Origin of the sequence: Spirosoma fluviale (assembly GCF_900230225.1) — a bacterium.
Taxonomy (GTDB): Bacteria; Bacteroidota; Bacteroidia; order Cytophagales; family Spirosomataceae; genus Spirosoma; species Spirosoma fluviale.
In genome coordinates, this window is the sequence record NZ_OCNH01000005.1 from 96,375 (window position 1) to 111,264 (window position 14,890).

Below are 14,890 nucleotides of genomic sequence, written 5' to 3' on the forward strand. Positions count from 1 at the left end.
TCCCATCAGCTATGAGCTATATGAATCGGATACAGTACAGCCTTATTGTTGCTTTCCTGACCCTGACCACCGCCTTCGGGCAGGCGGTTCGGCTTTCGGACAAGCCCGACCAGTTTGTGGCCGAGGTGCAGAAACTGATGGCTACGGGCGGGCCGGTGGCCGTTCGGGCCGGTACGAACCTGCAATCGCTCTGGTCGGAGAACAAGCTGTCGGCGCAGCAGCAGGAGCGTGTCATGGTGCTAAGCCGCAAGATGAACCAGAAACGGCTTCCGGCAGCAACCCATTTTACTCCCTTTTATGAGTCGGTTTACCTGGCCGCTCAGCAGCCAACCGGCGGTAATATCGACGGTATTCTGACCATTGCCGAAAAGCTGTTCGAGGCCAATGACCCGAAAATCTTTGCCCGAAGCCTGGAAACGACCCGGCGGTTTATGGAGCGTCAGGAGTTGTATGCCGGTTCGTACAATAAGCTCTACGCGCTGGGCGGCTCGTACCAGTTTCGCTACATCGACAATGTGCAGGTAGCTAACAAACCCGATGCCATTAAAACTCCCGCCGATTCGATAGCAGCCGCCAAAGCAGCCGCCGAACGTTCCCGCTTCGATGGTTGGGATACGCCCGCTGTCGATTCGACCATGCCGCGCCAGCTGGGGCCGCAATACATCCCCCAGCGTCGGCCTATCCCAACCGTTTCGGGGCCGGTCATTACGCTGAAAGATGTGTCTCTGGCGATGATCGCCAATGGCGATTCGGCCGTGCTGGCCAATACCAGTGGCGATCTGATGCTCAAAGATGGAACGCTGGTGGGGCAGGGGGGGAAGTTCACCTGGGCAACCGCCGGTCGGCCGGATGTTTTCGTGACCTTGAGCGAGTATGCCCTCGTCACTATGAACCCGCGCCTTCAGGCCGACGACGTGACACTAACGTACGGTACGACCAAGCCCATCAAGGGCGTCTTCGAATACGTCAGCAAGAAAAAGGGCGGACCGGTCACGTATCCGCGCTTTATGTCATGGCAAAACGACGTAAAAATGCCCGATCTGGGGCCAGATATTGAGTACCGGGGTGGTCTGGCGCTGTCGGGTACGCAGATGGTGGGCGCGTCGGCTAGTGGGCAGCCTGCGCAGATTATCGTGAAATACAACGGCAAACCGGCCTTCAAAGCCAGCAGCCGCCGGTTCGATTTCAACATGAGTGACACGACCGGCACCGTAGCTGGTCGCCCGGATTCTACGCAGGCAGGCCTGGCTTCGTCGGGCTTCAATACCACGCCCGAACTGACAAAATCGCCGACGGGTAAATCGCTTCCGATGATTTCGGCGAATTCGGCATCGTTTATCGGGTATGTCGATACGGATTCTGTTTCGCACCCGTCGGTGAAATTTCGGTACGATAAAAACCAGAAAATTGCCTGGCTCGACCGCGAGCAGCGCACAGATTTCGCCCGGGTTCCCTACGCCGATTCGTACCACAAATTTTACATCATGCCCGAGGTGGTCCGGTGGGATTTGCCGCGCCGGAAAGTGGATTTTTATCAGGTGGGAGCCAAGCGCGAAGTACCCGTACGGTTCGAGTCGTTCGACTATTTCCATCCCCAGCGCTATGCCGATTTAACAGTCGACTACGGCTTTCACCCGCTGCAAATTGTGGCGAACTACATCTCGACCACCAAGCAACAATCTTTCGTGGACGATGACATTACCCGCTTTGCCAAAAACGTAAACGCTACCTCTCTGCGGGGCGCTTTGGGGCGTATGGTGCTGGAAGGCTACCTCGACCGAAACCCCAATACGCAGGAGATGCGCCTGAGCCGGAAAGGATATCTGTATGTACTGGCTTACACACAAAAGCGCGACTACGATAATTTTCAGGTGCAATCGCTGTTTTCGTCGAACGACAGCACCAAAAACGCGACCATCAATCTGGACGATAAAATCCTGACGATTCGTGGCGTCAGGCAGTTTACGCTGTCCGATTCGCTAAAGATTTTCGGTTTCCCGTCCGACAAAACCCTGCGCGTCGGCAAGAACCGGGCGTTCACGCTCAACGGACAACTCAAAGCCGGGAACCTCCGGTATGCGGGCCGTGACCTCAAATTCGACTACGAGAAATTCGGGATGACGCTGAACAAGATCGACTCCATTACCTTCTCGTCGCAGAAACTGGCGGCTCAGGGTAAAGACGGAGAGATTGGGGGCGATATCAAATACGAGAATCCAGGAATGGTTTACCTGGGTGGGGCCGATAATAAGTCGGGCCGTATTGCGGGTAAAAAGACGACCCAGCGGCTGGTTATGCCCGAAGGGATGACCGTTTACTTCAACCAGCCTGTTCGCGGTAACATCACCTACAATCAGAAAGTATATTTCAAAATTCCGGCCATCGACAACGACAGTTTGGGTAAGGGCGACATTTCCTTCATGGGGACTTTCTACTCCGATGGTATTTTCCCTCCCTTCAAGGCGGAGTTGAAAACCATGCCCGACAATACCCTGGGCTTCGTTCATAAAGCACCGGCTGCGGGTTATCCGGTGTACAGCGCCAAAAAAGGTGTTGCTCCATCGACGGTCAAATTTACCGGCGAACTGACAATGGACAAAAGCGGACTTCGGGCCGAAGGCATTCTCAACCACCTTACTGCCAGCCTGGATACCAAAGGCATCCTGTTCATGACTGACTCACTACTGGCATCGGGTGAGAAAGGCGAAATAAAAGAGGGATTGATTGGTAAGCCCGGGGGCGCATCCGCCTACTTCCCACAGGTTCAATTGAATAACTACAGCCTGAAGTGGTGGCCCAAAGCTGACAGCATGGTCATTACGACTCAGAAAAATAATTTCAATTTCTATAACGCCACCACCAACCTCGAAGGTGGACTGGCTTTGCGCTCAACGGGCTTGTTTGGCAACGGAACCCTGCGCCGGAAAGATTCGGAAGCCGTTTCGGGTAGCATCAAGTTCAACAAAGAGGGCTTCATTGCCAGTAATGCACAATTTAAGATCATATCGGACAAAGAAACGCCCGGTACACCCATCGGCAAGCCCATCCTGCTGGGCAACGGCATCGACGTTGATTTCAACCAGACAAAAGGTATTGTCGGGCTGGCGATCAAGAAGAACGAAAGTCTGGACGATACGGTAAGTGCCAGCATGGAGTTTCCATTTGCGGCTTACAAAACCAATATCAACCGCGCCCAGTGGAATATCAACGCTAAAACGATTGTCATGAAAGCCGGGCCGACGCTCGGCGACGTGAACACGTCGACGTTCACGGCCACAGCCGAAGAACAGGAGGGACTCACGTTCAATGCCTCGGGCGGACTATACGATGTGGAAAAACGAACGCTGAATATTAGCGGAGTGCCTTACGTGACCTCGGCCGACGCCCGCATCTACCCCGACAAAGGGCAGGTGGCTATCCGGCGTAATGGCGAAATGATGGCGCTGAAGAATGCCCGGCTTGAGCTGGACACCATCAGTCGATTCCACCGGCTTAAGAACGGGAATATTCAGATACTTTCCCGGACCAAATTTGCCGGCGATGCCACCTACCAGTTTGCGACAGCCAAAGGCGATACGGCCAGTATTAAAATGGGTAGCTTTGAGCTAAAAGAAGCTCCCGCCGGAGCCGTTACCAAGCCTGATTCCCCAACATTGACCGCCGATACGAAGAAAGCCGGTCGGGTGGCCACGCGCAGCAAGCGGAACGCGGCAAACAAACCCGTAACGACTTATTTTACCGTGGCCCGTGCTGAAGTGGAGGAAGAGGACAACCTGCAACTGGCCCCGAAAATGCTCTTCAAGGGAACGATTGCCATGCAAGCCCCCTCGCCCGATCTGGCCATGGATGGGTTTATCAAACCGGCGCTGAAAAAACGGGTAGATCTGGTAGGCGGCTGGATTCCCTTTAAGGAAAAAGTTGAGGAACGGCTGGAAGTGAAGGTCGATAAAAATCTGAAAAACGAAGGTGGCCAGCAGTTGGTAGCCGGTATTCATTTCCGGTTGGGCAACGCAGGTTTATACCCAACCTTCCTTTCGCCCAAAGAAGACTCGAAAGACGATGACCTCTTTACCGCTACGGGCGTCATGCGCTACGACGAAAAGGATAAAGTTTACCGGATTGCCTCCAAAGGCAGTGATCTGGAGGCCAGTTCATCTGGTACAGACAGTACGGCTGTCGGAGCAGAAGAAGAGGTAGAGAATGCGTTTACCTTCAACGACGCTCGTGGTCTGATGACGTTCAAGGGCAAGATGAACCTGCTGAATTCAGGACCGCGTGAATACTTGATGACGTCGGGTTCAGCCCGAGTCAACATTGATAGTAGTTTGTACCGGTTCAACACCTTACTGGCTTTTGCGTTCCCCGTCCCCGATCCGATTACCGCGCTTATTTCGGATAAAATCGTCAAGACGAATCTGGAAGAAAAAAATGACGAAGCGGCCGATGATGACCTGAACCGGCTGTCGGATAAACTGGTGCCGTTGATTGGTCAGCAGGCGGTGGATGCTTACCGGCTCAAGGCGCAGAATCAGCACGTAGCGCTCAGTACGGCATCACCCAAACTCAATGCCATGCTGGTGCTCGCCAACGCCAACCTGCGCTGGTCCACTAAGTATAATACGTTCTACAGCGTAGGGAAACTAGGCGTGTCGAATATGATGGCCACCGATGTAAACGCTCAGATGGACGGGTTCGTTGAAATCCGGAAAACGGGCAATGGCGACGAAGCCAGCATCTACCTCGAATCGTCGCCCGATGTATGGGTATTTTACGATTACAAACCAGCCAGTACGCCAACGGGGCTGGGCCAACTGGCCATTGTAACCTCGGAACAGGATATAAACGATCGCTTGCTGGCCGGGTCTAAAAACGCGGGTAAAGCCACTATTGAGGTCGTAGCAGCTACTGCCGATGAGAAAGCTCTGTTTGTGGACCGGTATCTGGATCAATACAAGACGAAAACCAAGCCTGTGCCGAAACCAAAGCCACAACCCGGCCAGAAAGTGGTGAAGGAAGAGAAGAAGAAAGACGAGAAGAAAAAAGACAAAGAGGCCGAAAAAGAAGGGTTTTAAATGTTGTACCAACCGTCCCGGTCGATTGTGAAGCCAGACATTTCACAGCCGACCGGGACGGTCGGTATTACGGTTACGATTAAATACGAAAAGAGCAAAGCTGATATTCTGTGAAAGCCCTCTGGCGCGATCTGCGCGACCATCTCCGCACCGATTTTCGTCCCGACCTCTATGTTGCTACCGCGCTCTGGGCGGCACTGCTCCTCACTGTCAATTATCAGATCGACTTTGAAGATCGATACATCGACGCACATCAGGGAAAGCTCATCTGGCCGGTGCTGTATTTCTGTTTGTACGCAACGGCCTATTACGGCAGCGTCTGGCTCTGGACTCATTTTCATAATCGACCCGACATCTGGCGCAACCGCGAGTTCTGGCTCCGAAGCGGAACGGCACTGGTTTGTTATTCCGTCTACGCCGGTTTTTACGCCCACAGCGACTGGAGCCGTCAACTGTTCGATGGGCAGATCTACGTATTTGCCTACTACTGCCTGCACAACCTACAGTCGATCCTGACAATTGTGCTGCCACTTTATCTCTTTTACAGATTTGTAGACCCGTACCGATCCAATTTTTACGGGATGGCTCCCAAGCGAAAGGGGCTGGTTTTGTACGCGCTGCTGCTTACCCTGATGATTCCGCTTATTACGCTGGCGTCGTTCCAACCCGATTTCCTGCAATCGTATCCAACCTACCACGATACCAACGCCAACGAGTTTTTCGGTGTATCCGAGTGGGTAACCGCACTCGTTTATGAGCTTTGCTACGGATGGGACTTCGTGCCAACAGAACTGCTCTTTCGGGGCTTTTTGGTTATTGGTCTATCCCGAGTATTAGGCGATGGAGCCGTATTACCGATGGTCGTTTGGTACTGCTCCATCCATTTCGGGCGGCCTTTAGGCGAAGCAATTTCTTCCTTACTGGGCGGCTATCTGCTGGGTGTGCTGGCGTTAAGTACCCGGAGTATCTGGGGTGGCCTGCTCATTCATATCGGCATTGCGTGGGGCATGGAAATTGCCGCATTTTTGCAGAGCGAGTAGTGCCACATACGTTCTGTATTAACCATAGTTTTATATACCATCATGACTTCCGGCAAATATCCCCAACCGCCCATTCCATCCGGCAAAAAATTCGACGCCATTGTTGTTGGTTCCGGCATTAGTGGCGGGTGGTCGGCGAAGGAGCTTTGCGAAAAAGGGCTGAACGTGCTGCTGCTCGAACGGGGGCGCATGATTGAGCACGTGTCGGACTACCACACAGCCACGATGAACCCCTGGGATTTCCCGAACCGCAATCAGGCCATGCCGCTGGATGAGCTAAAGAAATACCCTGTTCAGAACCGGACCGGCTTTACCATCACGGAGGCTACCCACCAGCACTTTGTCAATGACCTGGACAATCCATACGTTGAGGAAAAGCCCTTCGACTGGATTCGAGGGTATCATGTGGGTGGAAAGTCGCTGATGTGGGGTCGGTATTCTTTCCGCTTTTCTGACCTTGATTTTGAAGCCAACGCCAAAGAAGGTATCGCCACCGACTGGCCTATTCGCTACAAAGACATTGCGCCCTGGTACGATTACGTCGAAACGTTTGCCGGTATAGCCGGTGACCGCGATGGCCTGCCACAGCTACCCGATGGCCAGTTTCAGCCTGCCCTGCCGGACAACTGTGTGGAAGCGCACCTTCGCCAATCCGTCAACGGGCAGTTTCCCGACCGGAAGGTGATTTCGGCGCGGGCGGCTCATTTAACCGCGCCTACCAAAGAGCAAACGAATTTGGGTCGCGCTAAATGCCAGTTCCGAAATTTGTGCATGCGCGGCTGTCCATATGGGGCGTATTTCAGTACACAATCGGCCACGCTACCAGCCGCCCGACGAACCAAACGGCTTACTGTTCGGCCGCATTCCATCGTCAACTCCATTATCTACGATGAAAAGACGGGCCGGGCAACGGGCGTTCGGGTCATTGATGAGCAAACGCACGAGTGGCACGAGTTTAAGGCCAGTATTATTTTCCTGAATGCCTCGGCGCTGGGGTCAACATTTATTCTAATGAACTCCAAATCAAGCCGGTTTCCGAACGGGATGGACGATAGTGGGCAACTGGGTCGTAACCTGATGGACCACCATTTTCACGTGGGGGCCACCGCCGATTACGAGCATGATCTGGATAAATATTACTACGGTCGGCATCCGGCCGGGCTGTACATTCCCCGGTTTCGGAACTTGCCTGGGCAGCCCGACCAGCCCTTTAAACGGGGCTACGGGTTTGAAGTCTACACCAGCCGCGAGAACTGGGATCACGCTTACCACGACGAGGGATTTGGCGCTGATTTCAAGGAGAAAGCTACGCAGTTTGGCGACTGGAAAATAACGCTCGATGCCTTCGGAGAGTGTATGCCTTATGAGGACAACCGCGTGTACCTGACCAATGACCTCACCGACAAATGGGGTCAACCCGTCTTGAAAATGGATGTTCACTATCGGGCAAACGAAGCCCTCATGCGGAAAGATGCGCAGGAGCAGGCCGTTCTGATGCTGGAAAAAGCTGGTTTCTCAAACATCAATGGCTTCGATGCTCAGGCGCATCCGGGCTTGAGCATTCACGAAATGGGTACCGCCCGCATGGGCACATCACCCGACAACTCGGTTTTCAACAAGTTTAACCAGCACCATATTGCAAAAAATGTATTCTGCACCGATGGGGCTTCTATGACCTCATCACCTTGCCAAAACCCATCACTTACCTACATGGCCTTGTCTGCACGAGCCGCTGATTATGCTGTAAAGGCGCTAAAGCGAGGTGACATTAAGCGGTAATGAGTAACCTTATCTTGAATTAATTTGATAATAATATATATATAGGTGCTATATTTATAAATGAATCTACTAGGTATGAGTAAATCGCAGGGTCTAATTAACCCAAGCTCAGCCTATTAAGTGTAGAGCCGTTCCTGAATGTATAGTAAGGGCCAGATTGTTCAATAACGAGTGAATCAGGCATAGTTAGGCTATAAATTACTCAACAAGACGCACACGGGTAAAACTTGGTAGTGAATGGAAAGACGCTTGCAACCAGACTATTTATAGGCGATTTGATTGATGAAACCAATGTATACTGCTGCTGTAGTTTGGCTATGTGCTATGAGTTTGACCGCCTTTACTCTACGGGCGCAACCTATCAATTTTAGTCATTTAACAACCAATCAGGGCCTCTCCCAGAGCCAGATCAGCGCCATTCTTAAAGATAAAAAGGGCTTTATGTGGTTTGGTAGTCAGGATGGCCTTAACAAATACGACGGCTATACCTTTACGCACTACAAACGGGAACTCGATAACAAGAGTAGTATTTGTAACAGCTATGTACAGGATCTACTGGAAGACAAAGCCGGAAACCTGTGGATTGGTACGGCCGGTGGTTTAGATCGGTTCAATAGGGAGAAAGAAAGTTTTGTTCATTACCCGGATGGTAAGCTAAACTACAGTATTAACGACATTTTTCAGGATAGCAAGAAACGATTGTGGATAGGAACCGACCAGGGCTTATTTTTATTGGACCTGGAAAGCGGCACATACAAACCCCAATCACCAGTCAACAAAGAAATAAGTAAGTATAGTAAGTATGTGAGCCGTATTGCGGAAGATAACAACGGTAATTTATGGATTGGAACGGAAAAAGGGTTGTACAAGTATACTGCTTCCACCGGCCGGATTGTTCGCTATTTCAAAAAAACGGCTTCTACAGCTAGTTTACAGGCCGATTGGATCAAGGAACTGTATAAAGATAGTACGGGCGCTATCTGGATAGGAACGCACGGGGGCGGGCTGTCGGTCTACAATCAAAAAAACGATTCATTTCGCAGCTTCCTGCACAACCCTCATGATAGCCGGAGTATCGCCCATAACGATATTCTCTCCCTGATGGAAGACAGGAACGGCAGTTTGTGGGTTGGTACCGAAAACGGAGGTATAAGTGTGTATGATAAAGGCACAGCTACATTCACTACGTATCAGAACAATCCAGACGATAGCTCTACCCTTAACAACAATTCGGTGTATTGTCTTTACCGGGATAATGCAGACAATATCTGGATTGGCACCTATGCCGGGGGCGTAAATTTTGTGCCCAGGTTTGGGAAGAAGTTTATTTCTTATCGGCAGATTGCCAACGATCCCCGAAGCCTGAGTAATAATGTTGTATTGTCTATTTCAGGTGATCCGACGGGAAACAAGGTTTGGATTGGTACCGATGGCGGGGGACTAAATTTGTTTGATCGAAAAACAAAAAGTTTTACGCTTTACAAGCACTCTGATAAAAATCCTAATTCGCTCAGTAACAGTTATGTTATATCCGTGATTCAAGTAGCGCCTGATGTTTTGGGTCTTGGCTATCACAACGGCGGATTTGATTTTTTTAACGTTAAAACCGGCGTCTTCGAACATCATCTACCCAAAGCACATGATCAGCACAGCTTGTCCATTTCCGATGTGAACAACCTGTTTAAAGACCGGGACGGTAACATCTGGATAGGTACCTGGAAAGGCGGACTTAACTTCTATAATGTTAAGGATAAAACGTTTACACATTACCGTACAGACCCTAACGATGAAACAAGTATCAGCGATGATATTATAACGACTGTTTTTCAGGATGATAAAGGCGATATCTGGGTTGGTACTTATAAAGGCCTGAACCGGCTCGATCGTGCGCATAAACGATTTACGCACTATCAACATGACCCCCGCAACAAGTATAGTCTGTCCAACGATAATGTGCAGTCTATTTTGAGAGCTGATGATGGAAATATGTGGATAGGTACCGAAGGTGGTGGGGTAAATTATTTCAATACTGCCAAACAGACGTTCAAAGCTTACACCGAAAAAGAAGGACTGGCCAGCAACATTGTTTTTGCCATCCAGAAAGATCGAAAAAATAACCTTTGGTTAAGTACGAACAATGGTCTATCCCGGTTCGACCCTAAACTGGAGACATTTCAGAATTTTGGATATTCGGATGGGTTGCAGGGGAATGAGTTTCGGGATAACTCCAGCTTCCAGACGGCAGATGGGCAACTGTTTTTTGGTGGCGTGAACGGGTTTAGTACCTTTCATCCGGATAGTTTGCAAAGGAATACGTTTATTCCGCCGGTCCACATCACCGATTTTCTTGTTTTCAATAAATCGGTTTCTGCTGACGACCGAAATCAGTTCATTCATAAGCACATTAGCGAAACGGACCTGATTACTCTTTCCTACAAAGAATCCGTATTTACATTCGAATTTGCAGCGCTTAATTATACCGTTCCGGAAAAAAATCAATACGCCTATAAACTGGAGGGTTTCGATAACGGATGGAATTACATTGGCACAAAACGGACCGCAACTTACACGAACCTGGACCCCGGAACGTATACCTTCAGAGTAAAAGCCTCCAATAACGATGGGTTATGGAATGCGGAGGGGGCGTCCTTAACGGTTGTTATTACGCCCCCTTACTGGCTGACCTGGTGGTTTAAAACGTTGATGGCCGTGTTTCTGGTGGGAACACTCTATGGTGCTTATCGACTGCGGGTTAACCGTATAAGAAAGCTACAGATATACCTACAAAATGAGGTTCAGGCGCGAACCAGTGAGGTACTCAAGCAAAAGCAGGAGTTACAGGACCAGGCACTCCATGTGCAATTACTTCAAGCTAAAGTAGAGCAGCAGACCGCTCAGCAGCAATTGCAGGAAAGTAAGCAGCGCTTTCAGGAAATTGCTGAAAATGTTGACGAAGTATTCTGGATTCATTCGGCCAGGCCCTTTCAATTGCTTTATGTCAACGCGGCCTTTGAACGGGTCTGGAATACCACCTTTGAACAAGTACAGGAAAACCCATTCTCGTTTATGCAAACGGTCTTGCCCGAAGATCGTTCTGCGGTTCTGGCTTTCATTGAGCAATACAAGGCTGGCATAGAGGGGGAGTTGTATTATAGACTACAAGCTAAAGATGCGCCGTTACGCTGGCTGTTAATTCGCAGTTTTACCATCCGCGATGAAGCCGGGCAGGCGCTACGTCACATTGGTATTGCCAGTGATGTGACCGTACAGAAAGAGAAGGAGTTCGTTTTGCAGAAGTCACTCCTTCGGGAGCAGGAGTTAAATCAACTCAAGTCGCAGTTTGTTTCTACAGCCTCGCATGAGTTTCGTACGCCACTAACTACCATTCAGTCTAGTGTTGAGTTGATCAAGCTGTATATCGACTCACCGGCTGCCAATGCCCGAACCTCTGTTCAAAAGCACCTGGCAGTCATTGAAAAGCAGATCGATCAGTTTAGCTCACTTTTAATTGATGTGTTGACCATCGGTCAAATTGAAGCTGGCAAGATAACATACATTCCTTGTTTAGAAGACGTAGTTGCCCTTTGTGAGACATTAATCGAAACACACTTCAGCGAACGGGCCGATCATCGAAGCGTTCAATTACTCATTGAGGGAACGCCCAAATGGGTCAATCTGGATGCCAAACTGATGGAGCATGTGCTGATTAACTTACTGTCGAATGCCTTTAAATTTTCGGTTAATACATCGCCCATTCTTCGTGTCGTTTTCAATCCTGACAATCTGGTACTGCAAGTAATCGATACGGGTATAGGTATCCCAATTCGCGAGCAGCCTTCACTTTTTCAGGCATTTCATCGGGGCAGTAATACCAATGGCATACAGGGTACTGGTTTAGGACTGGTTATTGCCCGTCAATTTGTGGATTGCCACGGAGGCAAGCTGGAACTGGAGAGCCAGGAGAAAAAAGGAACCACATTCACCGTAACGTTGCCACTGGTAGCTTCAGCGCCAGTCCTTCTGGAAAATGCGCCGAATGCAGTAGCGAGTAAAATTACGTTATAGGCCAATCGGTTATGGAGTAAGAGTTTAGCAGAGCCACCTTTTGGGTTTGTTTCAAACGCATACATATGAAATAAGCGATGGATACCCGACTCCGGGAGGCTTCTGCTTTTGCGTTTAATAAAATTACTATAGGCTATGAACCTCCGATTTCTCATCATTCCATATCTGATAGGCACAATAACCGCCTTTGCGCAACCCAATCCGGCCCGCCCGGATCTGTGCCAGGGGGCGTACTTCACTGAGGCAGAAGGGGCGGCTGCGCTAAAGACGTTCACCAAAACGCACCACGACCGCGCCAGTTGGGAAGCCCGCGCCAAACTCATTCGGCAGGGACTTCGCGAGGGGATGCAGTTGCCCGACAAACCGAAATTTGCTCCGCTGCAACCTATTCGGCACAGCCTGAAAAAAATGAATGGCTATACGGTCGAGAACGTGTATTTCGAGAGCGTCCCCGGCCTTTTCGTGACGGGTAATCTGTACAAACCGCTGAACGTAACGGGGAAGATTCCGGCGGTATTGTGTCCGCATGGCCACACGCCGAAAGAGGATGCCCGGTTTGTGGAGCAGACCCAGCAGCGATGCGCTACGATGGCGCGTATGGGCGCCGTTGTGTTCGTGTACGACATGCTTGGCTACGGCGACTCGAAACAGACATCGCATAAAATTCCCGAAGCACTGAAACTGCAAACCCTAAATGGCATGCGGGCACTGGATTTCCTGACCAGCCTGCCCGAAGTCGATAAGAATCGGGTCGCTATGTCGGGCGAATCGGGCGGGGGAACGCAGACGTTTTTGCTCACCGCCCTCGATCAACGTATTAAAGTATCGGTGCCCGTTGTAATGGTATCGGCGCACTTTTTCGGGGGTTGTACCTGTGAGAGCGGTATGCCCATTCATAAACGCCCCACCCACCAGACTAGCAATGTGGAACTGGCCGCCCTGGCCGCACCACGTCCCATGATTCTGATTTCGGACGGGAAAGACTGGACCAAAAACACGCCCGACGTCGAGTTTCCGTATATCCAGGGCATTTACGGCTATTACGGTGCCAAAGACCGGGTTGAAAATGTACACCTGCCCACAGAAGGGCATGATTACGGCCCCAGCAAGCGGGCTGCCGCTTACCGGTTCCTGGCGAAAGAACTGAAGCTGGATTTGAACCGGGTGCTGAAAGATGGCCAAATCGACGAAGCACCAAATAAGCTGCTTGAGCCAGCGGATTTAGCCGTTTTCGACGCGGCTCACCCCCGCCCGGCCCGCGCCGTTATAGGCGATGAGGCTGTAATGGCCTTACTGAAATAAGCGATTGGTGTCGAATGGTATGTCGATATAGTAGTATATGGGCCTGCTTGTATTTAGTATTCAGTCCCCAGTTTCCTGAGTCTGTAAATCGTGATTCGTTTACCCTAAACCCCCGGCTCTGCCGTCTGAAAAACCTTAACTCGCATGGATATTTTCAATATCAACCGTCGTCGTTTTATACAGGGCACTACTGCCTCACTTGCTCTTTCGGCCTTTGGGGCGAGGGGGATGGATCTTATTAACCCGCCCAAAGCCTACCGGGTTGGCCTGATCGGTACGGGCTGGTATGGTAAAAGTGATTTACTTCGTCTGATTCAAGTCGCCCCCGTTGAGGTGGTGGCCCTCTGTGATGTCGACAAAAATATGCTGGCCGGTGCCGCTAAACTCGTGAGCCAGCGTCAGAAATCGGGCAAAACACCCAAGCTGTACGGCGATTATAAAAAAATGCTGGCCGAAAACCAGATGGATATTGTGCTCATTGGTACCCCCGACCACTGGCACGCTCTGCAAATGATCGACTGCGTGAAAGCGGGGTCGCACGTGTATGTCCAGAAGCCCATCAGTGTCGATGTCATGGAAGGCGAAGCCATGGTGGCAGCCGCCCGGAAGTACAACAAGGTGGTACAGGTCGGTACGCAGCGCAAAAGTACTCCTCACCTGATCGATGCCAAGAAACGAATCGTTGATGCCGGATTGCTCGGCAAAATATCGCACGTGGAGATGGCCTGCGACTTTCATATGCGCAATAACGGAAACCCTCCGGTACAGGCCGTGCCCGATTTTCTGGATTACGAAATGTGGACCGGACCGGCTCCGCTTCGCCCGTACGATGGATTGCCGCACGTGCGCTGGTGGCGGACATTCATGGAATACGGCAACGGCGTTACGGGCGATATGTGCGTACACATGCTTGATACCGTTCGCTGGATGCTCAAACTGGGCTGGCCCAAACGCATTACGTCCCACGGCGGCATTTATGTCCAGAAAGAAGGAAAATCGAACATCTCCGACACGCAATCGGCCTTGTTTGAGTATGAAGATCTGAACTGTGTGTGGCATCATAAAACCTGGGGGACGCCCAACAATCCCGATTACCCCTGGTCATTCACGCTCTATGGCGAAAAAGGTACACTGTGGGGTAGTACGATGCAATGCGACTTTATTCCGGAGGGGAAAGGCGAAAAAATACACTTCGATGTTCTCTACGAAAAAGAGAAGTACCCGGAAGATGTTACGGAAGATACCAGCCCGAAAATTGAGCTGAATGCAGCCCCGGCCACGCGTCTGCACATGCTCAACTTCCTCGACGCCATCGAGAAAAACAGCCGCCCCGTCGCCGACATCGAAGAAGGCCACATCTCGACATCAAGCTGTATTCTGGCGAACATGGCCATGAAAACCGGCCGCCCCATGATCTACGACCCCATCAAACGCGAAGTCGTCGGCGACAAAGAAGCCACTAAAATGCTAGCGCGGGATTACCGTTCGCCGTATACCCACCCTGATCCTAAGAAAGTGTAGTGGTGGAGTAAGTGTAGTACCGACCGGGACGGTCGGTACTACATACTCACCCCAAACTCATCAGCTCTTTCAACTCATCATCGCTCAAATCGCCGAGCCAGGTTTCGTCTG

Annotated in this window: 6 protein-coding genes; all 6 read left to right on the top strand. The window is 50.8% G+C overall.

The features are described 5' to 3' along the window. The first annotated feature begins 11 nt into the window (after nt 1–11). The 6 genes from CRO74_RS23530 to CRO74_RS23555 all read left to right on the top strand — a co-directional run bounded on the left by CRO74_RS23530 (nt 12) and on the right by CRO74_RS23555 (nt 14,779). Nucleotides 12–5,072: a hypothetical protein gene (locus CRO74_RS23530; protein ID WP_097129511.1), complete on the top strand. Its 5,061-nt coding sequence runs from the start codon at nt 12–14 to the stop codon at nt 5,070–5,072. A gap of 110 nt (nt 5,073–5,182) precedes the next feature. Continuing rightward, nucleotides 5,183–6,112, top strand: a complete 930-nt coding sequence (locus tag CRO74_RS23535) for a CPBP family glutamic-type intramembrane protease (protein ID WP_097129513.1) — start codon at nt 5,183–5,185, stop codon at nt 6,110–6,112. 42 nt (nt 6,113–6,154) lie between these two features. Next, the gene (locus tag CRO74_RS23540) at nt 6,155–7,891 is read left to right on the top strand and encodes a GMC oxidoreductase (RefSeq protein WP_097129515.1); all 1,737 of its coding nucleotides are present in this window, start codon (nt 6,155–6,157) and stop codon (nt 7,889–7,891) included. A 324-nt stretch (nt 7,892–8,215) separates the two neighbouring features. Next, a complete protein-coding gene (locus CRO74_RS23545; RefSeq protein WP_179830285.1) occupies nt 8,216–11,956 on the top strand; it encodes a sensor histidine kinase in 3,741 nt (1,246 codons plus the stop codon). Nucleotides 11,957–12,091: 135 nt separating this feature from the next. Then, nucleotides 12,092–13,258 (top strand): alpha/beta hydrolase family protein, encoded by a 1,167-nt coding sequence (locus tag CRO74_RS23550; protein WP_097129519.1) that lies wholly within the window; start codon nt 12,092–12,094, stop codon nt 13,256–13,258. A gap of 144 nt (nt 13,259–13,402) precedes the next feature. Continuing rightward, complete coding sequence (locus CRO74_RS23555) at nt 13,403–14,779, top strand: Gfo/Idh/MocA family protein (protein ID WP_097129521.1); 1,377 nt, start codon at nt 13,403–13,405, stop codon at nt 14,777–14,779. Nucleotides 14,780–14,890: the final 111 nt, after the last annotated feature.

Excerpts from the sequence above, each read along its gene's own strand:
- CRO74_RS23555 (WP_097129521.1), top strand. The coding sequence starts at position 13,403 with ATGGATATTTTCAATATCAACCGTCGTCGTTTTATACAGGGCACTACT.
- CRO74_RS23550 (WP_097129519.1), top strand. The coding sequence starts at position 12,092 with ATGAACCTCCGATTTCTCATCATTCCATATCTGATAGGCACAATAACC.
- CRO74_RS23530 (WP_097129511.1), top strand. The coding sequence starts at position 12 with ATGAGCTATATGAATCGGATACAGTACAGCCTTATTGTTGCTTTCCTG.
- CRO74_RS23540 (WP_097129515.1), top strand. The coding sequence starts at position 6,155 with ATGACTTCCGGCAAATATCCCCAACCGCCCATTCCATCCGGCAAAAAA.
- CRO74_RS23545 (WP_179830285.1), top strand. The coding sequence starts at position 8,216 with ATGAGTTTGACCGCCTTTACTCTACGGGCGCAACCTATCAATTTTAGT.